This is a genomic window from Kitasatospora sp. NPDC059462, assembly GCF_042749955.1.
Lineage (GTDB): Bacteria > Actinomycetota > Actinomycetes > Streptomycetales > Streptomycetaceae > Kitasatospora.
Window position 1 is genome coordinate 16,233 of record NZ_JBHYUU010000012.1, and the last position, 24,423, is coordinate 40,655.

Genomic DNA, 24,423 nt, shown 5'->3' on the forward strand with positions numbered 1-24,423 from the left:
TACTAGTGCATAATCTATTTTGTGCTAGGAGACTATCGGATCACCGGTCGGCGTGCCAGCGAGATCGCGGCCGAGGTCGAGCGGGGCGTCAGCGACGGCCGGCTCGCCCCCGGAACCCCGCTGCCGCCGCTGCGCGACCTCGCCGCCGACCTCGGCGTCAACCCCAACACGGTGGCCGCCGCCTACCGGCTGCTCCGCGACCGCGGCGTGATCGAGACCGCCGGCCGCAAGGGCAGCCGGATCCGCCCGCGCCCCGCCCACACCCCGCGCGACCAGATCCGCCTGCCCGTCCCGCCGCACGCCCGCGACCTCTCCGACGGCAACCCCGACCCGGCGCTGCTGCCCGACCTCACCCCGGCCCTGGCCGCCGCCGCCGAGGCCGCCCGCCGCACCCCGGTCCGCTACGGCGACCCGGCCGCCGACCCGGGCCTGCTCGCGCTGGCCGGCGCGGGCTTCGCCGCCGACGGCCTGCCGTCCGGGCCGGTCGCCGTCGCCTCCGGCTCGCTGGACACCATCGAGCGGATCCTGGTCACCCGGCTGCGCCCCGGCGACGCCGTCGCCGTCGAGGACCCGGGCTGGGGCAGCCTGCTCGACCTGCTGCCGGCGCTCGGCCTGCGCACCGTGCCGGTCCGGCTCGACGACGCGGGCCCGCTGCCGGAGGCGCTCGCCGGGGCGCTGGAGGCCGGCGCGCGGGCGGTGATCGTCACCAGCCGGGCGCAGAACCCGACCGGTGCCGCGCTCACCGCCGGGCGGGCCGCCGAGCTGCGCGCGGTGCTGGCCGGGCACCCGGACGTGCTGCTGATCGAGGACGACCACGGCCACGGCATCGTCGACCTGCCCTACCACCCGCTGGCCGGGGCGGGCCCGGCGCACTGGGCGGTGGTGCGCTCGGCGGCCAAGGCGTACGGGCCGGACCTGCGGTTGTCGGTCGCGGTCGGGGACGCGGACACCGTCGGCCGGGTGCTCGGGCGCCAGCGGCTGGGGACGGGCTGGGTCAGCCACCTGCTCCAGCACACGGTGGCCGAGCTGTGGCGCACCGACGCGGCGCCGGCCGACCGGGTGGCCGGCGCCTACCGGGAGCGCCGGGAGGCGCTGATCGGCGCGCTGGCCGAGCGGGGGATCGCGGCGCACGGCGCGAGCGGGCTGAACGTCTGGGTGCCGGTGGCGGACGAGGCCGTCGCGCTCGCCGCGCTGCTCCAGCGGGGCTGGGTGGCGGCGCCCGGGGCGCGCTTCCGGCTGCAGTCGCCGCCCGGGCTGCGGATCACCGTCGCCCGGCTCGACCCGGCGGACGCCCGGCGGCTGGCGGGGGACCTCGCCGCGGTGCTCGGCGGGGCGGAGGGGACCGCCGGGCCGGGGGCGCAGGGCGCGGCGTCCCGGCCGGTCTGACGAAGGCCGCCGGCCGCGGCCGCTCAGCCCTTGGCGAGCAGCGCCTGGGCGTGCTCCCTGACCTGGTCCTTGGTCAGATAGGCGTCGGTGTACTCGAAGTCGCGCAGCCGGGCGGGCTGGCGGGCGAGGAAGCCGGTGCGCACGAAGTCGTCGCCGGCGGTGGCGTTGAGCATCCAGTTGGCGCCCACCCGGAACTTCGCGACGTTGGTGCGCATCGCCATCAGGTGGTAGCCGCGCGCCACCAGCTGGGCGGGCACCCCGCGCAGCTCCACCCCGACCGGCTTGGAGACGGCGTCCTTGCCGCCGAGGTCCACGACCAGGCCCAGGTCCTTGTGGTAGTACGGCTCCAGCGGCTGGTTGCGCAGCGCCGCGATGACGTTGCCGGCCACCGCCCGGCCCTGGCGGGCCGAGTGCTGGGCGGTCGGCGGGCAGACCGCGCCGTCGCCCTTGGCGAGGTCCGGCACGGCGGCGGCGTCGCCGAGCGCGAAGACGCCCTCGTACTGCGGCACCCGCATCTCCGCCGTGACCGCGATCCGTCCGCGCACCGTCTCGGCGTCCAGGGTGGCGATCAGCGGGCTCGCCGCGACGCCGGCCGTCCAGATCAGCGTCCGGCAGGGCAGCACCCGGCCGTCGGTGAACTTGACCGACTCGGCGCCGACCTCGGCCACCGAGACGCCCAGCGACACCTCGACGCCGCGCTCGCGCAGCACCTCCAGGGCGGCGGTGCCGAGGGCGTCGCCCAGCTCGGGCATCAGCTTCGGCGCGATGTCGATGAGGTGCCACTTGATCTGCCGGGCGTCCAGCCGCGGGTAGCGGTGGGCGGCCGCGGTGGTGAGCCGCTGCAGGCAGGCGGCGGTCTCGGTGCCCGCGTAGCCGCCGCCGACCACCACGAACTGGAGCCGCGACTCGCGCTCCTTCTGGTCCGGGCTGGCGGAGGCGAGGTCGAGCTGGGCGATCACGTGGTCGCGGACGTAGGCCGCCTCGGCGAGGGTCTTCATGCCGCGCGCGTAGTCGGTCAGGCCGGGGATGTCGAAGGTGCGGGTGACGCTGCCGGGGGCCAGCACCAGGTAGTCGTACTTCTGTGCCACCACCTCGTCGGTGATCTTGCGGACCACGCAGACCTTGGAGGCCGGGTCCACGCCGATCGCGCCGCCGGGGACGATGTGGGTGCGCCGCAGCGAGCGGCGCAGCGAGACGGCCACCGACTGGGGGGTGAGCACGCCGGCCGCCACGTGCGGCAGCAGCGGCAGGTAGAGCTGGTAGCTGAACGGGGTGACCAGGGAGATCTCCGCCTCCGCGGGGGAGAGCCTGCGCTCCAGGCGGCGCGCGCACTCCAGTCCGGCGAAGCCGCCGCCCACGATCAGGATCCGGGCTCGTTCCATCGCGTCCCTCACAGTGCAGTCGGTACCGGTGCAAGTGGTTGCCCCACGGCGCGGCCGGCGTGCCGCGGGTCGTGGTCGTCGGGTGCCCCGATCACTGTCCGCCACACTCGCACGGAGCAGCCGGGGCTGCCACCGGAGACGACCCGGGCGGGCGAGCGTGCCGAGCGACACCCGCCCCGTGCATATGCCCGATAGGCTGTCCGCCGTGCTCCCCGAGGTGACGGCGGTCCGTTATGTGACGCCACTGCGAGAAGGCGGCTCGATGCCGGGCCTGGTCGAGGCCGACGACCGGCGTCTGTACGCCCTGAAGTGGGTCGGCGCGGCCCAGGGCCGCAAGGCGCTGGTGGCCGAGGTGCTGGCCGGCGAGCTCGGCCGGCAGCTCGGCCTGCCGGTGCCCGCGCTGGTGACCGTCGATCTGGACCCGGTGCTGGCCCGCAGCGAGCCGGATCCGCAGATCCAGGACCAGATGCGCGCCAGCGGCGGGCTCAACCTGGGCATGGCCTTCGTCAGCGGCGCGCTCAACTTCGACCCGGTCTGCTTCGAGGTGGACGCCGGGCTGGCCGGGCAGGTGCTCTGGTTCGACGCGCTGATCGGCAACGTCGACCGCTCCTGGCGCAACCCCAACCTGCTGGTCGCCACCGGCGGCCTGCGGCTGATCGACCACGGCGCGAGCCTGATCTTCCACCACAACTGGGCGGGCGCGGCCGGCTGGACCCGCCGTCCCTACGACGCCTCCGACCACGCGCTGCTGGGCGCGGGGCCGGACCTGGCGGCGGCCGACAAGGCGCTCGCACCGCTCGCCGAGGCGGCGATCGCGGAGGCGGTGGCGCAGATCCCCGACGTCTGGCTGGCGGACGAGCCGGGGTTCGACTCGCCCGGGGCGGTGCGCGAGGCGTACCGCGCCCAGCTGTCCGCGCGACTGGCCGGTCCGCGTGACTGGCTGCCGGAGGTGTCCGCATGAGCGAGCCGGGCTTCGAGGAGTTCGGGCTGTCGGAGTCCCGTCTGTCCGGGTCCCGCCTGTCCTGGGCGGCGGACACCGGGCCGGCCGAGCTCCGGACGGGAGAGTCGGCGCGCTCGGCGACGCCGCTGCGGGCCGAGCTGCACGAGTACGAGTACGCGGTGATCCGGGCGGTGCCCCGGGTGGAGCGCGGCGAGTGCGTCAACGTGGGCGTGCTGCTGTACTGCCGGCAGGGCTCCCACCTGGCCGCGCGGACCCATCTGGACCAGGCGCGGCTGCTGGCGCTGGACCCGGTCGCCGACGTGTCGGCGGTGCGCCGGGCGCTGCACGGGATCGAGCTGGTCTGCGCGGGCGGTCCGCAGGCCGGTCCGGCCGCGGCGGACGCCCCCGGGCAGCGGTTCCGCTGGCTCACCGCCCCGCGCAGCGCGGTGGTGCAGCCGGGGCCGGTGCACACCGGGCTGACCGCCGATCCGGAGGCGGAGCTGCGGCGGCTGTTCGACCAGCTGGTGCTCTGAGCACGGGGGCTTCCCGGGTCCGGCGGTTTGGCCGCCGGACCTTTGCCGTCCTCAAATCTTGAGTAAGTGAAGCAGTCGGTCGTAGGCTGACCCCATGGGTTCGACGACGACCACGACCGTACCGACCAACGCCGAGCTGATGGAGGCGCTGGCCGCCGTCGGCGGTGCGTACTTCCAGGACTTCGCGGCCGCCGCCGCCCGGCACGGTCTCTCCTCCTCGCAGGCCAAGGCGCTCGGCGCCGTCCAGGAGCCGGTGCCGATGCGCGCGCTGGCCGGGCGGCTCGGCTGCGACGCCTCCAACGTGACCGGCATCGTCGACCGGCTGGAGGCGCTGGGCCTGGCCCGCCGGGAGGCCTCGGCGGGCGACCGGCGGGTCAAGATCGTCGTCATCAGCGAGCAGGGCCGGGAGATCCTGGCGCTGATCCGCGGCGAGATGGGCCGCACCCACCAGGCCTTCGAGAGCCTCAGCGGCGAGCAGCGCGCCGCGCTGCACTCGATCTGCCTGCACGTGCTGCCGGTGCTCAGCGGGCGTCAGTAGGCCCGGTCGCCGGGACCGCCCGCCCGGTCCGCCGGGTCCGCCGGTCCGGGACCACCGCGGACCGTCAGGGCCGATGCGACGGCGGGCGGCAGCGGGGCGTGGTGGAGCAGGGTGAGGCGCCGGGTCGCGCGGGTGAGGGCGACGTAGAGGTCCGCCGGCCCCTGGGCGAGCAGCGCGGCCGGGTCGACCAGCGCGACCTCGTCGTACTCCAGGCCCTTGGCCTCCCGGACGGTCAGCGCCCCCAGCGCGGCGGCGAGGGCGTCCGGGGCGATCACCCCGCGGGTGCCGGGGCCGGTGGGCAGGGCGGCCAGGGCCGCGGCGTAGTCGCCGTCCGGAACGGGCACCGGCCGCGGGCGCGCTGGGGTCTCCCGGACGGCCCGCGGCGGCTCCTGGCCGGGGGCGTGGGCGCGCAGCACCGCCGCCGCCGGCGCCATGATCGCGGCCGGCGTCCGGTAGTTGACGGTGAGCTTCTCCTCGCGCCAGCGGCCCGGCAGTTCGCGGTCCAGCACCTCCGCCCAGGACGCCCGGGCCCCGGCCGGCGAACCGGTCTGGGCGAGGTCGCCGACGATGGTCAGCGAGCGGGTCGGCACCCGGCGCAGCACGGTGCGCCAGGCCATCGCGGACAGTTCCTGCGCCTCGTCGACCACCACGTGCCCGTAGGCCCACGTGCGGTCGGCGGCGGCGCGCTCGGCGGTGGTGCGCTCCGGGCCGGTGTCGCGGAAGCGCTCGGCGAGCAGCCCGGCGTCCAGGGCGGCGTGCTGGTCCGTGACGGTGAGCACGCCCTCGGCGTAGGCCCGTTCCTCGTCCAGCGCCCGTGCGGCGGCGCGGGAGCGGGCCCGGACCGCGGCGCCGTCCTCGCCGAGGAGCTCGGCGGCCTCGTCCAGCAGCGGGACGTCCCCGGTGGTCCACGGCGTGCCGGCCGGGCGCAGCACGGCGGAGCGTTCGGCGGGGGAGAGGCCGGGGGCCGCGGTCGCCAGCAGGGCGGGGTCGGAGAGCAGCCGGTCGATCAACCGGCCCGGTGTCAGGACCGGCCAGAGGGCGTCCAGTGCGGCGCGGACCCCGGGCTGCGCCCAGAGCTCGCCCGGGGCGTAGCGGGCCTCCTCCTCGTCGTACGGACGGCCGAGGGAGAGCGCCTGCGCCACCGCGAGGGCGTCCAGCAGGGTGCGCAGGAAGAACCCGCGGGCCCGGTTGTGCGGCAGGCGCAGGCCGCGCGCGGCCGTCCTGGCCTCGGCGCAGGCCCGGTGCGGCAGCCGCAGGTGCTCGCCGAGCAGGAGGTCGCCGGCGGGCAGCGGCTGGTGGGCCTCGACGGCGCGCCGCACCGCGTCCGCCATCCACGGGCCGCCCTTGACCACCGCGGCGGCGGGCGCGTCCTCGACGGCGGTCCGGACGCCGGGGAACAGTTCGCCGACGGTGCTCAGCACCACCTCGCTCTCGCCGAGCGCGGGCAGCACCTGGTCGATGTAGCGCAGGAACGCCGGGTTGGGGCCGACCACCAGGACGCCGCGCCGCTCCAGCACCGCGCGGTGGGTGTACAGCAGGTAGGCGGCGCGGTGCAGCGCGGTGACCGTCTTCCCGGTGCCGGGGCCGCCCTGGACGACCAGTGCGCCGGGCAGCGGGGCGCGGATCACCCGGTCCTGCTCGGCCTGGATGGTGGCGACCACGGTGGCCATCCGGCCGGTCCGCTCGCGGTCGAGGGCGGCCAGCAGCGCCGCCTCGCCGACGAGGCCGCGCCGGCCGCCCTCGTCCAGGCCGGCCAGGTCGAGCGCCTCGTCGTCCAGTCCGGTCAGGGTGCGGCCGCTGGTGCGCAGGTGGCGGCGGCGGAGGAGGTCGCCCGGGTCGGCCGGGGTGGCGGTGTAGAACGGGCGGGCGGCCGGCGCGCGCCAGTCGATCAGCACCGGCTCGTACGTCCCGGCCGTTTCGTCGGTGAGGCCGATCCGGCCGATGCGGCGGACCGTGCCGTCGCGGTGGTCGAGGCGGCCGAAGCAGAGTCCGCGCTCGACGGCCTCCAGCCGGGCGGCGCGGCGGACGGCCTCGGCGGCGTGCAGCTCGCGCTCCAGCCGGGCCTGGTGGGTGCCGCCCGGGCCGGCTTCGCGGCCGGCCGCCGCGAGGGTCCGGCGGGCGCGCTCGCGGGCGGCGTCCAACTGGGCGTAGAGGCCGGTCAGGTGGGCCTGTTCGGTGCGCAGGGCCTCGGCCAGGGAGGCGTCCGGTCCGGTCGGAGGAGGGGGAACCGCTGGAGATCCGTTCACGGGTGTGGTATCCTTGCGGCGAGGAGTTTGTTGGGCTCATTGCCTTGACTGCTCAAGTGTCCCAGCCTACCCGAGCCCGGGCCGTTCCGGCTGACCTCGGCTGTTAGGCTTGCGAAGCGTGAGCGCGAAGCCCCAGATCCCCAATGTCCTGGCCTCCCGGTACGCCTCGGCGACCCTGGCCCAGCTGTGGTCCCCCGAGCACAAGGTGGTGCTTGAGCGCCACCTCTGGCTCGCCGTCCTGAAGGCCCAGCAGGACCTCGGTGTCGAGGTGCCCGCCACCGCCGTCGCCGACTACGAGCGGGTGATCGGCCAGGTCGACCTCGCCTCCATCGCCGCCCGCGAGCGGGTCACCCGGCACGACGTCAAGGCCCGCATCGAGGAGTTCAGCGACCTCGCCGGCCACGAGCAGATCCACAAGGGCATGACCTCCCGGGATCTGACCGAGAACGTCGAGCAGCTGCAGATCCGCCAGTCGCTGGAGCACGTGCGCGACCGCACCGTCGCCGTGCTGGTGCGCCTGGGCCGGCTCTCGGCCGAGCACGCCGAGCTGGTCATGGCCGGCCGTTCGCACAACGTGGCCGCGCAGGCCACCACCCTGGGCAAGCGCTTCGCGTCGATCACCGACGAGCTGCTGGTCGCCTTCCGCCGCCTGGAGGAGCTGATCGCCCGCTACCCGCTGCGCGGGATCAAGGGCCCGGTCGGCACCGCGCAGGACATGCTCGACCTGCTCGGCGGCGACACCGACAAGCTCGCCGAGCTGGAGCGCCGGGTCGCCGCGCACCTCGGTTTCGAGAACGTGCTCATCAGCGTGGGCCAGGTCTACCCGCGCTCGCTGGACTTCGAGGTGCTGACCGCGCTCGTCCAGCTGGCCGCCGCGCCGTCCAGCCTGGCCAAGACCATCCGCCTGATGGCCGGCCACGAGCTGGTGACCGAGGGCTTCAAGGAGGGCCAGGTCGGCTCCTCGGCGATGCCGCACAAGATGAACACCCGCTCGTGCGAGCGCGTCAACGGCCTGGCCGTCATCCTGCGCGGCTACGCGTCGATGACCGGCGAGCTGGCCGGCGACCAGTGGAACGAGGGCGACGTCTCCTGCTCGGTGGTCCGCCGGGTCGCGCTGCCGGACGCCTTCTTCGCCTTCGACGGCCTGCTGGAGACCTTCCTGACCGTCCTCGACGAGTTCGGCGCCTTCCCGGCCGTGATCGAGGCCGAGCTGGACCGCTACCTGCCGTTCCTGGCCACCACCAAGGTGCTGATGGGCGCGGTGCGGGCGGGTGTCGGCCGGGAGACCGGTCACGAGGTCATCAAGGAGCACGCCGTCGCCTCCGCGCTCGCGATGCGGGCCGGCGCCCGGGAGAACGAGCTGCTGGACCGGCTGGCGAACGACGAGCGGATCCCGCTGGACCGGGCCGCGCTGGATGCGCTGCTGGCCGACAAGCTGTCCTTCACCGGTGCGGCCGGGGCGCAGGTCGCCGAGGTCGTCCGCCAGGTCGAGGCCGTCGCGGCCGCATACCCGGAGGCCGCCAAGTACGCGCCGGGCGACATTCTCTGACGGAACGTCACGCCCGTCCGCCCGCCGCTCCGGCGGGCGGACGGCCGGGTCGCAGCCCCGTCGCCGGTCAGGCGGCGGGGCCCTCGCGGCGTTCGGCCGCGACCGGGGCCGGGTGGCCGGGGTCGAGCGGCGGGCCGTTGGTCGCGCAGGCGTAGCGGCAGTCCGGCTCCGCCACCGGGTGCGCGTCCTCGGGGGCCAGCACGTTGCCGTGGACGGCCACCAGCGCGGTCAGCCCGCCGGCCACCAGCAGCCCGGCACAGATCAGCATCGAGGTGCGGAAGGCGGAGTCGACCGCGTCCGGCACCTGGTAGGCGTCGCCGCTCAGCCCCGACAGTGCGGGCAGCGCCGCGACCGCCAGCAGCCCGGCCGCCCGGGCGGCGGCGTTGTTGACCCCGCTGGCGATGCCCGCGTGACGCACCTCCACCGCCGCCAGCACGGTGGCGGTCAGCGGCGCGACCAGCAGCACCATGCCGCTGCCCATCACGGCGACGGCGGGCAGCACGTCCGTCCAGTACGAGGCGCCGGGGCCGATCCGCAGCATCAGCAGGACGCCCGCCGCGCAGAGCAGCGGGCCGACGGTCAGCGGCAGCCGCGGGCCGATCCGCTTGCCGAGCCGGCCCGCCCGGGCCGACAGCACCAGCATGATCACGGTGATCGGCACCAGGGCCAGCCCGGAGACCAGCGGGGAGAACCCGGAGACGATCTGCAGCTGCACCACCAGCAGGAAGAAGACGCCGCTGAACGCCGCGTAGACGGTCAGGGTGACCAGGTTGACGGCGGTGAACAGCCGGGAGGAGAACAGGCCCAGCGGCAGCATCGGCTCCGGGGTGCGGCGCTCGACCGCCACGAAGGCGGCGCCGAGCAGCAGGCCCGCCGCCCCGGTGACCCAGACCGCGGGGGACAGGCCCTTCCCGGCGGCGGTCAGCGCATAGGTGACGGCGCCCAGCGCCAGGGCGGCCAGCACCGCGCCGAGCACGTCGAAGCGGCCGGTCGCGGACTCGTCGCGGCTCTCCGGCACGTGCCGGGCGGAGACCGCCACCACCAGCGCCGCCAGCGGCAGGTTCAGCAGGAAGATCCAGCGCCAGCCCGGGCCGTCCACCAGCCAGCCGCCGAGCAGCGGGCCGACCGCCGCCGAGACCCCGCCGAGGCCGGACCAGAGTCCGACCGCCGCCGAGCGGTCCTCCGGGTGGAAGACGGCCTGGAGCATCGCCAGCGAGCCCGGGGTGAGCAGCGCGCCGCCGACGCCCTGGACGGCGCGCGCGACGATCAGCACCTCGACGGTGGGCGCGGCGGCGCAGGCCGCGGAGGCGGCGGCGAACCAGACCACGCCGAGCAGGAAGACCCGGCGCCGGCCGTACCGGTCGCCGAGCGCTCCGCCGAGCAGGATCAGGCCCGCCAGGGTGAGCAGATAGGCGTTGAGCGTCCATTGCAGGGCGTCGAGTTGGGCGCCGAGGTCGGCGCCGATCCTGGGCAGCGCGACGTTCACGACGGTCCCGTCGAGCATCGCCATGCTGGAGCCGAGCACCGTCGCCAGTAGTACCCAGCGACCCTGCGCGGTGCCCAACCGCAGGGTGCCGGCCTCGGAGGTGGCCACGGCCCATGGTCGGTCCGGCGGGGCCCACGTGACAAGGGTCACCGGGGGTGTGTCGGGGGATGTCCTTTCCGTGAGTGATCGTGTACGCACTGGTTCCGGCATTGGCGCAGGGTTGCGGATCACGTGCGCGCGGTGAATGGATTGTGTGCGTACTGTGCATGCCTTTTCTGCGCAGCGTCACGGTGGGGCGGACTTTGGTCCCGGGCCGCGGAGATCGACATTGCTTCACCCGAACGGATGAGTTTTAGTTCAGCGACCGCCCGGCGTCAGCCCGGGTGGCCACCGGGTGGAACGCCTAGTCCTGCCGCTGCCCGGTGGTACGCAACGAACTCTGTACGGCAGGAGCGGGGGACCCACAGGTAAGTCGCCGGACCCGAATTCGCGGTCCGGCTAGGGGTGAAGCCGCCTTTTGCGGCCGGGCAACTCCAGCCCGAACCCGACAGCTCACCTCGCAGGCGTCGGAGAGGACATTTCCATGCCCGCACAGGCTCGTCGTATCGCCCTGCCCCGCGCCGCCCGCATCGGCATCGCCACCGCTGTCACCGGTGCCGCCTTCGCCCTCCCGCTGGTGACCACCGTCTCCGCCCAGGCGCACGAGGTTCCGGCCGCCAAGCCCGCCGCTCAGGCCGCCGCCCAGGCCGCGCCGGCCGCTCAGGCCGCTGCTCCCGCCGCCCAGGCCGAGGAGAGCTACAAGGTCGTCGGTGGGGACACCCTGTCGAAGATCGCCGACGCCAAGAACGTCACCGGTGGCTGGCAGGCGCTGTACGAGCACAACCGCTCGGTCGTCGGCGCCAACCCGAACCTGATCTTCCCGGGCCAGCAGCTCGCGCTCGGCACCAAGGCCGCCCCGGCCGCCAAGCCCGCCGCCCCGGCGGCCAAGCAGGCCGCGCCCGCCGCCAAGCAGGCCGCGAAGCCGGCCGCTCCGGCCGCCAAGCCGGCCGCCCCGGCGACCAAGCCCGCCGCTCCGGCCGCGAAGCCGGCCACCCCGGCGACCAAGCCGGCCGCCCCGGCCGCCAAGCCCGCCGTGCAGACCACCGTCGCCCCGGTGACCGCGACCCCGGTCGTCGCCGCCACCTCCGGCTACGTCGCCCCGCTGGCCAACCCGAAGCTCGGCACCGCCTACGGCGTGGCCGGCTCGATGTGGTCCTCCGGCCACCACACCGGCGCCGACTTCGTCGCCTCCACCGGCACCCCGCTGCGCGCCGTCGCCAACGGCACCGTGGTGAAGGCCGGCAACGGCGGCGCCTACGGCAACGAGGTCGAGATCAAGCTCGCCGACGGCAAGTACGCCCAGTACGCGCACCTGTCCTCGATCGGCGTGAAGGTCGGCCAGACCGTCACCGCCGGCCAGCAGATCGGCCTCTCCGGTGCGACCGGCAACGTGACCGGCCCGCACCTCCACTTCGAGATCCGCACCGGCTCGGAGTACGGCTCGGACATCGACCCGATCGCCTACCTGCGGGCGCGCGGCGTCGCGATCTGACCCTCCGGTCGGATCACCTCCGCCACCGCTGGGTGCGGGGCGAGACGGCTCCCCCGGGATGGTCATGTCGGGTGACCGCTCGACCGGGTGAGCACCGCACCTCCAGCGGATCGACGGGCGCGGGACACGCCCGTCCGGCCGGCCCGGTTCGCGAGACCTCCCTCGCGAGCCGGGCCGGCCGTCGTCGTCCCCCGGTCGAACGGGCCGGCCCGCGGCTCGAACAGGGCGTCAACCCGGCGGTGCTGACGCCGGGTCACCCCGCTTTGCGGGCCCGGGTGCGGCCCGCCGATGCTGTCGGCTTGTCATCGCCCGTCCGCTCCGGCGGGCGGCGCAGCCACGGCAGGTGAAGGGTGCCGGATGGCCATCCAGCGCGGGGACGCGACCGGGGACGTGACCGCGGGCGCGGGGCGGCGGGACGGGGTGGACCGGCTGAAGGCGGACTCGGTCGGTCTGCCGGGCGTGGTGTTCATGGCGGTCGCCACGGCGGCGCCGATCACCGCGATGACCGGCAACCTCCCGATCGTCATCGGCCAGGGCAACGGCGCCGGGGCGCCCGCCGCCTACGTGTTCGCGACCCTGGTGCTCACCGTCTTCTCGGTCGGCTACGTGGCGATGGCCCGTCACATCACCGCGGCCGGGGCGTTCTACGGCTACATCTCGCACGGGCTGGGCCGGGTGGTCGGGATGGCCTCGGGGCTGCTGGCGCTGCTCGCGTACGTCGTCTTCGAGGCGGCCGTCCTCGGCTTCTTCGCGTACGCGCTGCGCGCGCTGGTCGCGGCGCAGCTGGGGGTGGTGCTGCCGTGGGGCTGGTACGCGGGGCTCGGGCTGCTGGTGATCGCGGTGATGGCCTGGTTCGACCTGCACCTGACCGCGCGGGTGCTCGGGGTGGCGCTGGTGCTGGAGGTCGCGGTGCTGGGCGCCGTGTCGCTGGCCGTGCTGGTCACCGGCGGCGGGCCGGACGGGCTGGTGGCCGGGGAGGCGCTGGATCCGCTGAACGCCTTCCGCGGCGCCGGTGGCGCCGGTGGCGCCGGTGGCGCCGGCGGGGACGGCGGAGGGGCGGGCGCGGGGCTGGGGCTGTTCTTCGCGTTCTGCTCCTGGGTCGGCTTCGAGTCCACCGCGATGTACGGCGAGGAGTCCCGCGACCCGAAGCGGGTGGTGCCGAGGGCGACGCTGATCTCGGTGGTCGGCGTCGGGCTGTTCTACGTCTTCGTGTCCTGGATGATCGTCTCCGGCAACGGTGCGCGGCGCGCGGTGGAGGTGGCCCGCGGCGCGGTCCCCGGCAAGGACGGCAACAGCCTGTTCTTCGACCCGCTGGGCGCGCACCTCGGCGGCTGGGCGGTCACGGTCTTCCAGTGGCTGGTGGTGAGCGGCTCCTTCGCCTGCGCGATGGCCTTCCACCAGTGCGCGGCCCGGTACCTGTACGCGATCGGGCGCGAGGGGTTCGTCCACCCGGCGCTGGGGCGCACCCATCCGCGGCACGGCTCGCCGCACGTCGCCTCGGCGGCCCAGTCGGTGGTCGCGGCGGCGCTGGTGGCCGGGTTCCTGCTGGCCGGGATGGACCCCTACGCGCACCTGTACACGCTGCTGGCGCTGCTCGGGACGATGGCGATCCTGATCGTGCAGACGCTCTGCTCGTTCGCCGTGGTCGGCTGGTTCCACGTGCAGGGCCGCCATCCGGGGACCCGGCACTGGTTCCGGACGCTGGTGGCGCCGCTGGCCGGCGGGGTGGGCATGGCGGGGGTGGTGGCCCTGCTGGTGGTCCACCGGGACGCGGCGGCCGGCGCGGCCGCCGGCACGCTGCTCTTCCGGCTGATGCCGTACCTGGTGACCGGCACCTTCCTGGGCGGCCTCGGGCTGGCGCTGTGGATGCGCGCCCGCCGGCCGGACCGGTACGCCCGGATGGGGCGGATCGTCCTGGAGGACGCGGCGGAGCGCTCCGGGGAGGCCGAGCCGGTGGGTGCCTGACGGCCCGCCGGGCGGTTCGGCGGCGGCGGTACAGGGACGGGCGGTTCGGCGGCGGCGGTTCCGGGACGGGTGGCTCGGCGGCGGGCCGTCAGGGCGGGCGGTTCAGGGGCGGGCGGCGGGCAGCTCCTGCTCGGCGGCGGTCAGCAGCTGGTGCATCCGGTGCCCGAACTCGTCGGCGTCGCGGGCCGGTTCGGGGAAGACCAGGCGGACGTCGCGGTGGCCGTGCGGGTGGTCCAGGCGGAGCACCAGGCCGTACCGGTCCAGGGCGAGCGGGCGGACGGCGGGGCGGGCGGCGAGCAGCGCCGGGTCGAGCAGCCGGGTGAGCACGGTGAGCGCGTCCCGGTGGTCGTCGGCGAGGTGGGTGAGCAGGCCGGCCTCGTAGCGGGCCAGCGGATCGGGCCCGGCGGCCGCGAGGTCGGCGCCGGTGATCGCGGTGGTGCCGTACGGGGTGGAGAGCACCGCGTGGGCGACGTCCAGGCGGAGGTGGACGCTGAGGCCGTCGTCGGCGAGGTGGGCGAGGTCGAGCCGGCCGGCCAGGGTGAGGCGGCCGCGGACCCGGTCGCGGACGGCCACCGGGGCGATGTCGGTGAGGTCGAGCACGACCGCGAGGCCGTCCGGCCCGTGGGCGGCGGCGACGGTCAGCGGGGCGTCGAGCGGGGCGCGCAGCCGCAGCCGGGAGCCGTGCACCGAGACGGGGGTGGTCAGTTCGTGCTGTTCGCCGAGGGCGCGGACGACCACCGAGGAGGCGGCGGTGAGCACACCGGCGATCCGCTCGGCGGCGCTCGGCTCCGAGGGCACGGCGGTCTCGGCGTCGTGGGGGTGCGGGCTCATGGGTGCGGGACCTCCGGCGGGCTGCCTGCCTGTTGGTTAGGTGAGCCTAACCTAATGAGTTGCGGGGGGGAGGGCAAGGCGCCTTCGGGACGGATGCGAAAGGGCCCGGACGCATGGTCCGGGCCCTTCGGGTCGTGCCGGGGGAGGTCAGGCGACGACGGCCTGGGCGTCGATCTCCACCAGCATCGGCTCCTGCGGCAGCTCGACGAAGATCGTCGTGCGGCACGGCTTCACGCCGCCCGGCTTGATGTTCTCCTCGATGAAAGCGGCGTAGACCTCGTTCATCAGCGGGAAGTCGGCGCGCTTGGTGAGGTACACGCGGAACATCACCACGTCCTCGATGGTGGCGCCGCCCGCCTCGACGATCGCCTTGACGTTCTCCAGGGTGCGCCGGGTCTGCGCCTTCACGTCGCCGTGGTACAGGTACTCGCCGGTGGCCGGATCCTGCGGGCCCTGGCCGGAGACCTGGAGGATCGGGCCCTTGCGGACGCCCTGGGAGAACATCCAGGCCGGGGCGGGGGCGCCGTCGGTGCGGATCTCGGTCTTGTCGCTCATGCGGTTTCGCTTCCTCGGTGGGGTGCGGTCGGGGGTCGGGGGATCGGCTTCAGGGGTGGTGCGGGACCTGTCCGCAGTCGGCGGAGACCGCCCTGGTGGTGGCGAGGAGCTGCGGCAGCAGTTCCAGCACCTGCTCGTACGGCAGGACGACGTCGGGGACGGAGATCGAGGCGGCGGCCACCACCCGGCCGCTGGCGTCCCGGATCGGCGCGGCCACGCAGTTGATGAACGCCTCGTGCTCGGCGTGGTCCTGCGCCCAGCCCTGGGCGGCGACCTTCTCCAGCTCCGCGAGCAGCGCCTCGGGCGTGGCCAGGGTGCGCGGGGTGTGCGGGACGAAGTCGATCCCGGCCACCACCCGGCGCCGCTCCGGGGCGGGCAGGTCGGCGAGCAGCACCTTGGAGACGGCGGCGCTGTGCAGGGCGGCCCGCAGGCCGATCCGCGAGTACATCCGCACCGGGTGGCGGGAGTCGTACTTGTCGATGTAGACCACCTCGCCGCCCTCGTACGCGGCCAGGTGCACGGTCTGGCCGGTGGCGGAGTTGAGCTCGGCGAGGTGCGGGGCGGCGATCCGGCGCACCCCGCGCTGCTCCAGGGCCAGCCCGGAGAGGGCGAACAGGCCGGCGCCCAGGTGGTAGCGGTAGCCGGCGTCCCGGTAGACGAATCGTTCCTCTTCGAGGGACTGGAGCAGCCGCAGCACGGTCGTCTTGTGCACGCCGAGCACCTCGGCCAGCTGGTCCAGGGAACGTTCGCCCTCGCCGAGCTCGGCGAGGATGCGCAGGGCGCGGGTCACGGTCTGGCTCATGGTGCTCCAAGGGCCTTGGCGGCGGCCGGTCGAGGGTCGGCGGCACCGCCCCCGGGGGCGGCGGTCTCCGCGGTGGGCGCGGGGGCGGCCGGTGCGGACAGGACAGGAGACACGATGCCATCCGCCGAGACCCGGGTGGCCGCCCAGTCCTCGGGCGAGGCGTCGAGCAGGGCCGTGACCACCGCCGCCGGCGGCAGCTCGGCCTGGTCGCCGTGGGCGGTCAGCGCGCAGGCCGCGCTCAGGTGGCCCAGCCGCAGGCGGCGGCGCTGGTCGAGGCCGCGGACGGTGCCGGCCAGGTAGCCGGCGGCGAAGGCGTCCCCCGCGCCGGTCGCCTCGACCACCTCGACGGCCAGCGCCGGTTCGCCGACCGTGCTGCCGTCGCGCCCGACCGCGGTGACCAGCCGGGCGGCGTCCTTGACCACCAGGGTCGCGGGGGAGGGGAAGCGCCGACGCAGCTCCTGCGGGTCGCCGGTGCCGAAGGCGGTCTCCGCCTCGTCGGCGCCGAGCAGCAGCAGATCGGCGGCGTCCAGCAGCGGCGGCAGCACCGAGGGGTCGCGCTCGCGCCAGAGCGCGGGGCGCCAGTTGAGGTCGAAGCTGACCAGCCGGCCGGGGCGGCGGTCGGCGAGCAGGGCGCGCAGCAGCGCGAGGCAGTCGTCGGACAGCGCGGCGGTGATGCCGGACAGGTGCAGCAGCCGGGCCCCGGCCAGCAGCCGGGCGGCGGCCGGGTCCGTCAGCAGGGCCGGGGAGAGGGCGGCGGCGGCCGAGCCGCGCCGGTGGTAGTGCAACCGGCTGCGCCCCGGGCCGAGGTCGTGGCGGTCGCCGGTGGTGCCGCCGACCTCCTTGAGGTAGAGGCCGGTCGGACGGTGCGGGTCGACGGCGACCGCGGAGACGTCCACCCCGCGGGCGCTCAGTTCGCCGAGCAGGCGGCGGCCGAAGCCGTCGTCGCCGACCCGGCTGAGCCAGGCGCTCGGCACCCCCAGGGCGGCGAGCGCGCCGGCCACGTTGGACTCGGCGCCGCCGACCGAGAGCCGGAAGCTCTCCACCGACTCCAGCGGCCCGGGCCGGTCCGGCAGGAGGACGGCCATCGACTCGCCCACGCAGACGGCGACCGGGGCGGCGGGCGTCGGGCCGGGGGCGGGCGGGGCGGCCGCCGGACGGCCGGGCGGTGGGGTGCCCGGGCTCACGGCGGCGTCCTGGCGTGGCATCTGCTGGGCTCCTCGGAGTGCTGCGGCCCGGCCGGGTGGGGGGTGCTGTGGCGAGCCTGCCTGACCCGCCGTGCGGCGGGCGGCTGTCGTTGACCTTCGTCCGGCGCCGATGCTAGAACCGTGTTGCCAGCATGTGCAACCCTCATTGCGCATGTTGCAACATGGCAGATGGAGGAAGACGGTGGACCAGACCTTCGCAAGCAGTGGCACCGGCCCGGGCCTCGACACCCGGGCGGTGGCGGCCCTGGCCGAGGAGGTGCTCGACTGGCGGTTCAAAGCGCTGCCGCCGGCCGCCGCGGGCCTGACCGTCAGCCAGTACCTGGCCACCGGGCCCGCCCTCGCCGACCTCGGCACCCCGCTGCTCACCCTCGACGCGGGCGCGCTGGACCACAACCTGCGCACCATGGCCCGCTGGTGCGCCGACGCGGGCGTGGCGCTCGCGCCGCACGGCAAGACCACCATGGCGCCCGCGCTCTGGCAGGCGCAGCTGGAGGCCGGCAGCCACGGCATCACCCTCGCCAACCTGCCGCAGCTGCGGGTCGCCCGGGCCTTCGGCGTGCGGCGGCTGCTGCTCGCCAACGCGCTGCTCGACCCGGCCGGCCTGCGCTGGCTGGCGGGCGAGCTGGCCGCCGACCCGGACTTCGCGTTCGCCTCCTGGGTGGACTCCGTCGAGAGCGTCCGGCTGATGGACCGGGCGCTGCGCGCGGCCGGTGCCGAGCGCCCGGTCGAGGTGCTGGTCGAGCTCGGCGGCTCGGGCGGGCGCACCGGGGCGCGCACCGTCGACGCGGCGGTGGAGATCGCCGACGCCGTCCGCAGCGCGCCGACCCTCCGGCTGGCCGGCATCGGCGGCTACGAGGGCGCGCTGGCGCACGACGCGAGCGAGGGCGGCCTCGGCGCGGTGCGCGGCTACCTGCGCTCGCTGGCCGACCTGCACGGGCGGCTTGCCGGCCGGTACGCGGACGGGGCGGCGCCGGTGGTGACGGCCGGCGGCAGCGCGTACTTCGACCTGGTGGCCGAGGAGCTGGCCGCGCTGCCGGAGGCGTTCGTGGTGCTGCGCTCGGGCGCGTACATCGCGCACGACGACGGCTTCTACCGGGGCATCTCGCCGCTCGGCCGCGGGGCCGGGCGCGAGCGGGGCGCCCTGCGGGCGGCGCTGCACGGCTGGGCCAGGGTGGTGTCCCGGCCGGAGCCTCAGCTGGCGCTGCTGGACGCGGGCAAGCGCGATCTGCCGTTCGACGAGGGGCTGCCGGAGCCGCAGCTCGTGCGGGGCGGTGCGGGGCCGGGCGGCGCGGGGCCGGGCGGTGCGGGCGTCGCGGAGTTCGCCGGGACGGCGGCGCGGATCACGGCGCTCAACGACCAGCACGCCTTCCTGCGCGACGCGGGCGACCTCGCCCCGGTCGGCGCCGTGCTGCGGCTCGGCATCTCGCACCCCTGCACCGCCTTCGACAAGTGGGCGCTGATCCCGGTGCTGGACGACGCCTCGGCCGCCGAGCCGAAGGTCACCGGACTGGTCAGGACGTTCTTCTGATGAGCGGTGCACGGACCGACGGCAGGGGCGCGGCGAGTCCGGCCGCGGCGGGCCGGGGCACGGTCTTCCGGGGCGCGACGGTCGTCGACGGCACCGGCGCCGGGCGGTACCGGGCGGACGTCCGGGTCGCCGACGGGGTGATCGTCGAGGTCGCCGGCCCGGGCGCCGCGGCGGGCGGCGCGGCCCGCACGGTGGACGCCGACGGGCTGGTGCTCGCCCCCGGCTTCATCGACATGCACGCCCACTCCGACCTCGCCCTGCTGCGCGAACCCGAGCACCCGGCCAAGGTCACCCAGGGCGTGACCTGCGAGGTGCTCGGCCAGGACGGCCTGTCCTACGCGCCCGTCGACGACACCACGCTGCCCGCGCTGCGCCGCCAGATCACCGGCTGGAACGGCGACCCGGACGGCTTCGACTGGGACTGGCGGACCGTCGGCGGCTACCTGGACCGGCTGGACCGCACCGGCCCCGCCGTCAACGCCTGCTACCTGGTGCCGCACGGCTCGCTGCGGATGCTCGCCATGGGCTGGGAGAACCGGGCCCCGAGCGAGGACGAACTCGACCGGATGCGCGAGCTGTTGGCGCAGGGCCTGGCCGAGGGCGCGGTCGGCATGTCCAGCGGCCTGACCTACACCCCCGGGATGTACGCCGGGACCGAGGAGCTGGTCGAGCTCTGCCGGGTCGTCGCCGGGTACGGCGGCTTCCACGCGCCGCACCAGCGTTCCTACGGCGCGGGCGCGCTGGAGGGGTACGCGGAGATGGTCGAGATCGCCCGGCGGTCCGGCTGCCCGCTCCACCTCACCCACGCCACGATGAACTTCGGCGTCAACCAGGGCCGGGCCGGCGAGCTGCTGGACCTCGTCGACCGGGCGCTCGACGACGGCGTCGACCTCACCCTGGACAGCTACCCCTACCTGCCCGGCTCCACCACCCTGGCCGCCCTGCTGCCCAGTTGGGCCACCGAGGGCGGCCCGCAGGCCACCCTGGCCCGGCTCGGCGACCCGGCGGCGCGCGAGCGGATCCGCTACGAGGTGGAGGAGAAGGGCAGCGACGGCTGCCACGGCGTGGTCACCGACTGGGCCACCATCCAGCTCTCCGGCGTCGGCTCGCCCGAGCTCGCCGACGCGGTCGGCCGCACCGTCGCCGAACTCGCCGCCGCCGAGGGCCGCAGCGGCACCGAGGTCTTCCTCGACCTGCTGATCCGGGACGGGCTGGCCACCACCATCCTCCAGCACGTCGGCCACGAGGAGAACGTCCGGGCGATCATGCGCCACCGCGCGCACACCGCCGGCAGCGACGGGCTGCTCGTCGGTGCCCGGCCGCACCCGCGCGCCTGGGGCACCTTCCCGCGCTACCTCGCGCGCTACGTCCGGGAGTTGGGCGTGCTGACGCTGGAGGAGGCGATCGCCCGGATGACCGGCCGCCCGGCCGCCCGGCTGCGGCTGCACCGGCGCGGGCGGATCGCCGCCGGGTATCACGCCGACCTCGTCCTGTTCGACCCCGAACGCGTCCAGGACACCGCCACCTTCGAGCAGCCCAGGCAGCCGGCCACGGGCATCGAGCACGTCGTGGTGAACGGCACCGCCGTCGTCGAGCACGGCCGTGTCACCGGTGCGCGGCCCGGCCGGGCGCTGCGCCGGACCGGGCGGGGGGTGGAGGCCGGGTGAGGCGCGGGGCCGGTCCTGCGGTCGTCTCCGGTGCTGGTGCTGTTCCTGTCCCCCTGTTCCTGTCCCCGTCCTCGTCCCCGTCCTCGTCCCCGTCCTCGTCCCCCGGGCCTGTGTTCGTGCCCGCTCCCGTAGTTCCGAGTGAATGGATGAATGCCCTGTGAACCCCAACCCTGCGAACGCGCGCCCGGTGAACCGGAAGGCGTCCGCCGAGGCCGTGGCGGCGTCGGCGCGGGCCGCGCTCGCCGCCGAGCCGGTGATCGCGGTCGTCCGCGCCCCGCGGATACCGGACGCCGCCGCGCTCTGCGCGGCACTGGCGGAGGGCGGCATCACCTGGACCGAATTCACCTTCACCACGCCCGATGTGACGACCCATCTGCGCAAGGCGGCGCAGGCCGGCCACCGCGTGGGGGTCGGCACCGTGCTCACCGCCGAACAGGCCGAGAGCGGGCTCGCCGTCGGCGCGTCGTTCCTGGTCACCCCCGGTCTGCGCCCCGAGGTGGCGGACGCCGCGCACGCGGCCCGGGTCCCGGTGGTGCTCGGCGCGCTCACCGCGACCGAGGTGGCCCAGGCCGTCGACCTCGGCGCCGCCGCGGTGAAGATCTTCCCCGCCCGGGCCTTCGGCCCCGGCTACTTCAAGGACCTGCGCGGACCGTACCCGGACGTCCCGCTGGTCGCCTCCGGCGGTGTCAACGCGGGCAACGCGGCGGAGTTCCTGGCGCACGGCGCGCTCGCGGTCTGCGCCGGGACGGACGTGGTGGCGCCCGAGGTGGTCGCGGCGGGCGACTGGGCCGAGATCACCCGGCGGGCACGGGCGTTCACCGAGGCCTGCGCGGCCCGGTAGCGGTCGCTGCCGGGCCCGGCTCCGGTCAGGTCCTCTCCTTTCCCGGTCCTTCCGGCCCTCCCGGCCCTCCCGGCCGGCTCGGTCCGGGAGGGGAGAGGGAGGGCGCCAGGGGCGCGGGGGAGCGGAAGGGGCTCGGGAGGGCGCGCGGCACGGCCCGGGGCTGCTTCCGGGAACCGCGTCGCGAGGCACCGGGAGTGGCCGGGCCGGGCTGTTGGGGCGGCCGGGATTCGACGAGAATCGGTAGCCCCCGGCACCCGGCAGGAGGATCCACCCATGACCTCGACCCGCCCCGGCCCCGAGTGGCTGACCGACGCCGTGCTCTACCAGATATACCCCCAGACCTTCGCCGACTCCGACGGCGACGGCATCGGCGACTTCGCGGGCATCACCGAGCACCTCGACCACCTCGCCTGGCTGGGCGTGGACACGGTCTGGCTGAACCCGTGCTTCGCCTCGCCGTTCCGCGACGCGGGGTACGACGTCGCCGACTACTTCACCCCCGCCCCGCGCTACGGCACCGCCGGCGACCTCGCCGCCCTCGTCGACGCGGCGCGACGGCGGGGCATCCGGATCCTGCTGGACCTGGTCGCCGGCCACACCTCCGACCAGCACCCCTGGTTCCGGGCGTCGGCGCAGGACCCCTCCGACCACCGCTACATCTGGTCGGAACAGCCGCTGGAGGGCTTCGTCGCCTCCCCGGGCAGCCGGGCCGGCTGGTACCGGCCGAACTTCTTCGACTGCCAGCCGGCGCTCAACTTCGGCTACGCGCGCGAGAACCCGGACGAGCCCTGGCGCCAGCCGGTGGACGCCGAGGGCCCGCGCGCCAACCGCGCCGCGCTGAAGGCCGTCATGGCCCACTGGCTCGGCCTCGGCGTGGCGGGCTTCCGGGTCGACATGGCGTCCTCGCTGGTCAAGGACGACCCGGGCTTCGTCGAGACCGGCAAGCTCTGGACCGAACTGCGCGACTGGCTCGACCGCGACCATCCGCAGGCCGCCCTGTTCGCCGAGTGGGGCGACCCGGCCGCCGCCGTCACGGCCGGCTTCCACGCCGACTTCTTCCTCCAGTTCGGCGGACCGGGCGACGGCCTGCCGCTGCGCTCGCTGTGGAACAACAACGCGGGGACGGTGAAGGAGTACTGGAAGCAGGGCCCGTGCTACTTCGAGGCCGAGGGGCGCGGCACCCCGCAGGTGTTCCTGGACGCCTGGCGCTCGGCGGCCGAACTGACCGAGGGCGCCGGGCACATCGCCCTGCCCACCGCCAACCACGACTTCTCCCGGCTGGCCACCGGGCCGCGCACCGCCGACCAGCTCGCCCCGGCCTTCGCCCTGCTGCTCACCTGGCCGACCCTGCCGGCGGTCTACTACGGCGACGAGATCGGCATGCGCTTCGTGCCGGACCTGCCGGACACCGAGGGCAGCGGGCTCGGCGCGACGTACAACCGGGCCGGCTCGCGCACCCCGATGCAGTGGGCGCCCGGAGTGAACGCGGGCTTCTCCACCGCGCCCGCCGACCGGCTCTACCTGCCGGTCGACCCGGACCCGCACCGCCCGGACGTCGCCACCCAGCGGGCCGATCCGACCTCGCTGCTGCACACCGTGCGGCGGCTGATCGCGCTGCGCCGGGCGCACCGCGGCCTGGGCGCGCGGGGCTCGGTGGAGGTGCGGCACGCCGGGTACCCGCTGGTGTACACCCGGTCCGGGCGCTACCTGGTGGTGGTCAACCCGCGGCGGGAGCCGGCGGTCGTCCCGGCGGACGTGGCGTTCGGCGGGCCGGGCGGGACGGGAGGCTCCGGTGGGCCCGGCGGGTCGGGTCGGGCGCGGCCGCTGGACGTCCAGGGCGTGCGCATCGGCGCGGAGGGTGAGCTGCGGGCGGACGGGTTCTCGTACGGCGTGTTCGAGCTCGGGTAGCGCCGTCGGGGGCGCGCGGAAGGTGTGAGGCCTCGATCACCGGGGGCGGACTTCGGTCCGCCCCCGAAGTGGTTGTAGACTGCATCCAGATAGTTGCATTTACCACCCGACTGTCGCCCGGTGGTCGATCCGGTCGAGTTTGATCGAGCCGCTCCGGCCGATCGAGTTGATCGAGCCGATCGATCCTGGGCGACCTCGTCGGAGGACGGACCGAACTCCCCCATGAGCACACCCCGGACCACCGTCGCAGCGCCCCCGTCGGGGCACGCGCTCAAGCACCTGGCGCTCCACCTGCTCACCCCGCTGCTGATGTGCCTGGGCATGGCGCTCGCCTACCAGGGCGCCTTCCACCAGCCCGAACCGCACCACCTGAAGGTCGCCGTCGTCGGCACCACCGCGCAGGCGCGGGAGCTGGCCACGGCCGTGCAGGGCGCGGCGGGCGACGCGCTGGACGTCGCGACGCTGCCCGACCGCGCGGCCGCCGAGCAGCGGCTGCTCGACCGCGAGCTGGTCGGCGCGTTCGTGCCGGACGCCGGCCGCCCGGAGCTGCTCGTCGCCAAGGCCGACTCGGACACCTCGGCGATGGCGGCCGAGAAGGTGTTCCAGCGCGTCGCCACGGAGCAGGGCGTGCCGCTGGCCGTCACCGACCTCACCACCCCGAGCACGGGCGACCCGACGGGGCAGGGCCTGTTCTTCCTGCTGGTCGCGCTCAGCATCGGCTCCTACGGCAGCGTCGCGGTGATCGGCGCGGCCGGTGCGGCGATGAGCATGCGGATCCGGGTGCTGACCGGCCTCGCCGTGTCGCTCGCGGTGAGCCTGATCGGGATCGTCACCGCGGGGCCGGTCTTCCACGTCGTGGATCACGACCTCGCCGCGGTCTGGGCGCTCGGCTGGCTGTACTCGGCGGGGGTGATCGGCATCGGCATCGGCCTGCACAGCTTCCTCAAGCGGTGGACCACGCTGGCCATGATGGTGCTCTTCGTGATGCTGAACTTCACCAGCTCGGGCGGGGTCTACCGGCCGGATCTGCAGAACGGCTTCTTCGGGGGCCTGCACTCCTTCTGGACCGGTGCCGGCTTCCTGGAGGGCGCGCGCAGCCTGCTGTACTTCGACGGCGGGGCGGGGTTCGGCGGGAACCTGCTGGTGCTGGTGCTCTGGCTGGTGGCCGCGGGTGCGCTGGTCGCCGCCGCGGCGCTGTACGAGAAGCGTGGCCGGGTGGCGGCGGCCGGGGTCGGTTCCGGGCCGGGCGCCGAGGCCGGTTCCGGGGCCGGTTCCGCGGCCGGTTCCGGGGCCGAGGAGGAGATGGAGGAGTCGGCGGTCGCGATCTGACCGGCCGTCGACTCGGGGGACTGCTTCACCGGGTGCCGGGGGCATCGGCGCCGGGTGGGGATCGGCGGCCCGCGACCGGCCCCGGACAAGCCGGTCGCGGGCCGCGCTGCCGATGCCCGGCGATGCCCGGCGGTGTGCGGC

19 protein-coding genes and 1 riboswitch are annotated in these 24,423 nt (G+C 75.5%); of the genes, 12 read left to right on the forward strand and 7 right to left on the reverse strand.

Annotated elements, in window-relative coordinates:
• The first annotated feature begins 21 nt into the window (after window positions 1-21).
• Window positions 22-1,386, forward strand: coding sequence for an aminotransferase class I/II-fold pyridoxal phosphate-dependent enzyme (locus ACFXAM_RS05665; RefSeq protein WP_380287728.1), 1,365 nt, complete (start codon window positions 22-24; stop codon window positions 1,384-1,386).
• A 23-nt stretch (window positions 1,387-1,409) separates the two neighbouring features.
• Here ACFXAM_RS05665 and ACFXAM_RS05670 read toward each other — a convergent pair whose 3' ends face one another.
• The gene (locus ACFXAM_RS05670; RefSeq protein WP_380287729.1) at window positions 1,410-2,768 is read right to left on the reverse strand and encodes an NAD(P)/FAD-dependent oxidoreductase; all 1,359 of its coding nucleotides are present in this window, start codon (window positions 2,766-2,768) and stop codon (window positions 1,410-1,412) included.
• Between the two features lie 205 nt (window positions 2,769-2,973).
• Here ACFXAM_RS05670 and ACFXAM_RS05675 point away from each other — a divergent pair, with 205 nt between their 5' ends.
• The 3 genes from ACFXAM_RS05675 to ACFXAM_RS05685 all read left to right on the forward strand — a co-directional run bounded on the left by ACFXAM_RS05675 (window position 2,974) and on the right by ACFXAM_RS05685 (window position 4,779).
• Window positions 2,974-3,729, forward strand: coding sequence for a HipA family kinase (locus ACFXAM_RS05675; protein ID WP_380287730.1), 756 nt, complete (start codon window positions 2,974-2,976; stop codon window positions 3,727-3,729).
• 125 nt (window positions 3,730-3,854) lie between these two features.
• Entirely contained in the window at window positions 3,855-4,241 is a 387-nt protein-coding gene (locus tag ACFXAM_RS05680; protein ID WP_380287815.1) for a DUF3037 domain-containing protein, read from the forward strand.
• Window positions 4,242-4,335: 94 nt separating this feature from the next.
• Window positions 4,336-4,779 carry a MarR family winged helix-turn-helix transcriptional regulator gene (locus ACFXAM_RS05685; RefSeq protein ID WP_380287731.1) on the forward strand — a complete coding sequence of 148 codons (444 nt, stop codon included), beginning with the start codon at window positions 4,336-4,338 and terminating at the stop codon, window positions 4,777-4,779.
• On the opposite strand, the gene ACFXAM_RS05690 is transcribed toward ACFXAM_RS05685, so the two are convergent.
• Complete coding sequence (locus ACFXAM_RS05690; RefSeq protein WP_380287817.1) at window positions 4,773-6,962, reverse strand: HelD family protein; 2,190 nt, start codon at window positions 6,960-6,962, stop codon at window positions 4,773-4,775. The genes ACFXAM_RS05685 and ACFXAM_RS05690 overlap by 7 nt on opposite strands.
• A 172-nt stretch (window positions 6,963-7,134) precedes the next feature.
• Between ACFXAM_RS05690 and purB the strand changes: the two genes are divergently transcribed.
• On the forward strand, window positions 7,135-8,574 hold the full coding sequence (purB, locus tag ACFXAM_RS05695; protein ID WP_380287732.1) for an adenylosuccinate lyase: 1,440 nt from the start codon (window positions 7,135-7,137) through the stop codon (window positions 8,572-8,574).
• A gap of 67 nt (window positions 8,575-8,641) precedes the next feature.
• Here the strand turns inward: purB and ACFXAM_RS05700 are convergent, their stop codons facing one another.
• Window positions 8,642-10,168 carry an MFS transporter gene (locus tag ACFXAM_RS05700; RefSeq protein WP_380287733.1) on the reverse strand — a complete coding sequence of 509 codons (1,527 nt, stop codon included), beginning with the start codon at window positions 10,166-10,168 and terminating at the stop codon, window positions 8,642-8,644.
• A gap of 312 nt (window positions 10,169-10,480) precedes the next feature.
• A riboswitch (cyclic di-AMP (ydaO/yuaA leader) is annotated at window positions 10,481-10,641 on the forward strand.
• Window positions 10,642-10,643: 2 nt separating this feature from the next.
• Between ACFXAM_RS05700 and ACFXAM_RS05705 the strand changes: the two genes are divergently transcribed.
• Complete coding sequence (locus ACFXAM_RS05705) at window positions 10,644-11,651, forward strand: peptidoglycan DD-metalloendopeptidase family protein (RefSeq protein ID WP_380287734.1); 1,008 nt, start codon at window positions 10,644-10,646, stop codon at window positions 11,649-11,651.
• Between the two features lie 357 nt (window positions 11,652-12,008).
• Complete coding sequence (locus ACFXAM_RS05710) at window positions 12,009-13,616, forward strand: APC family permease (RefSeq protein ID WP_380287735.1); 1,608 nt, start codon at window positions 12,009-12,011, stop codon at window positions 13,614-13,616.
• 102 nt (window positions 13,617-13,718) lie between these two features.
• On the opposite strand, the gene ACFXAM_RS05715 is transcribed toward ACFXAM_RS05710, so the two are convergent.
• From ACFXAM_RS05715 to ACFXAM_RS05730, 4 genes are all read right to left on the reverse strand, one after another.
• Window positions 13,719-14,447 carry a DUF2470 domain-containing protein gene (locus tag ACFXAM_RS05715; RefSeq protein ID WP_380287736.1) on the reverse strand — a complete coding sequence of 243 codons (729 nt, stop codon included), beginning with the start codon at window positions 14,445-14,447 and terminating at the stop codon, window positions 13,719-13,721.
• Window positions 14,448-14,594: 147 nt separating this feature from the next.
• The gene (locus ACFXAM_RS05720) at window positions 14,595-15,002 is read right to left on the reverse strand and encodes a RidA family protein (protein WP_380287737.1); all 408 of its coding nucleotides are present in this window, start codon (window positions 15,000-15,002) and stop codon (window positions 14,595-14,597) included.
• A gap of 49 nt (window positions 15,003-15,051) precedes the next feature.
• Entirely contained in the window at window positions 15,052-15,804 is a 753-nt protein-coding gene (locus ACFXAM_RS05725) for an IclR family transcriptional regulator (RefSeq protein ID WP_380287738.1), read from the reverse strand.
• Window positions 15,801-17,009, reverse strand: coding sequence for a sugar kinase (locus tag ACFXAM_RS05730; RefSeq protein WP_380287739.1), 1,209 nt, complete (start codon window positions 17,007-17,009; stop codon window positions 15,801-15,803). Before ACFXAM_RS05730 ends, ACFXAM_RS05725 begins: the two co-directional genes overlap by 4 nt.
• A 181-nt stretch (window positions 17,010-17,190) precedes the next feature.
• On the opposite strand from ACFXAM_RS05730, the gene ACFXAM_RS05735 reads away from it, so the two are divergent.
• The 5 genes from ACFXAM_RS05735 (at window position 17,191) to ACFXAM_RS05755 (ending at window position 24,282) form a co-directional block, all read left to right on the forward strand.
• Window positions 17,191-18,537 carry an amino acid deaminase gene (locus ACFXAM_RS05735; RefSeq protein WP_380287740.1) on the forward strand — a complete coding sequence of 449 codons (1,347 nt, stop codon included), beginning with the start codon at window positions 17,191-17,193 and terminating at the stop codon, window positions 18,535-18,537.
• Window positions 18,537-20,204: an amidohydrolase family protein gene (locus tag ACFXAM_RS05740; RefSeq protein ID WP_380287741.1), complete on the forward strand. Its 1,668-nt coding sequence runs from the start codon at window positions 18,537-18,539 to the stop codon at window positions 20,202-20,204. The genes ACFXAM_RS05735 and ACFXAM_RS05740 overlap by 1 nt, the downstream gene beginning before the upstream one ends.
• 157 nt (window positions 20,205-20,361) lie before the next feature.
• On the forward strand, window positions 20,362-21,045 hold the full coding sequence (locus tag ACFXAM_RS05745) for a bifunctional 4-hydroxy-2-oxoglutarate aldolase/2-dehydro-3-deoxy-phosphogluconate aldolase (RefSeq protein ID WP_380287742.1): 684 nt from the start codon (window positions 20,362-20,364) through the stop codon (window positions 21,043-21,045).
• A gap of 273 nt (window positions 21,046-21,318) precedes the next feature.
• Window positions 21,319-22,953, forward strand: coding sequence for an alpha-amylase family glycosyl hydrolase (locus tag ACFXAM_RS05750; RefSeq protein ID WP_380287743.1), 1,635 nt, complete (start codon window positions 21,319-21,321; stop codon window positions 22,951-22,953).
• Window positions 22,954-23,175: 222 nt separating this feature from the next.
• Complete coding sequence (locus ACFXAM_RS05755) at window positions 23,176-24,282, forward strand: hypothetical protein (protein WP_380287744.1); 1,107 nt, start codon at window positions 23,176-23,178, stop codon at window positions 24,280-24,282.
• Window positions 24,283-24,423: the final 141 nt, after the last annotated feature.

Coding starts and splice junctions, on each gene's coding strand:
- ACFXAM_RS05725 (WP_380287738.1), bottom strand. CDS start 15,804: ATGAGCCAGACCGTGACCCGCGCCCTGCGCATCCTCGCCGAGCTCGGC.
- ACFXAM_RS05670 (WP_380287729.1), bottom strand. CDS start 2,768: ATGGAACGAGCCCGGATCCTGATCGTGGGCGGCGGCTTCGCCGGACTG.
- ACFXAM_RS05715 (WP_380287736.1), bottom strand. CDS start 14,447: ATGAGCCCGCACCCCCACGACGCCGAGACCGCCGTGCCCTCGGAGCCG.
- ACFXAM_RS05710 (WP_380287735.1), top strand. CDS start 12,009: ATGGCCATCCAGCGCGGGGACGCGACCGGGGACGTGACCGCGGGCGCG.
- ACFXAM_RS05720 (WP_380287737.1), bottom strand. CDS start 15,002: ATGAGCGACAAGACCGAGATCCGCACCGACGGCGCCCCCGCCCCGGCC.
- ACFXAM_RS05705 (WP_380287734.1), top strand. CDS start 10,644: ATGCCCGCACAGGCTCGTCGTATCGCCCTGCCCCGCGCCGCCCGCATC.
- ACFXAM_RS05755 (WP_380287744.1), top strand. CDS start 23,176: ATGAGCACACCCCGGACCACCGTCGCAGCGCCCCCGTCGGGGCACGCG.
- ACFXAM_RS05750 (WP_380287743.1), top strand. CDS start 21,319: ATGACCTCGACCCGCCCCGGCCCCGAGTGGCTGACCGACGCCGTGCTC.
- ACFXAM_RS05730 (WP_380287739.1), bottom strand. CDS start 17,009: ATGCCACGCCAGGACGCCGCCGTGAGCCCGGGCACCCCACCGCCCGGC.
- ACFXAM_RS05740 (WP_380287741.1), top strand. CDS start 18,537: ATGAGCGGTGCACGGACCGACGGCAGGGGCGCGGCGAGTCCGGCCGCG.
- ACFXAM_RS05685 (WP_380287731.1), top strand. CDS start 4,336: ATGGGTTCGACGACGACCACGACCGTACCGACCAACGCCGAGCTGATG.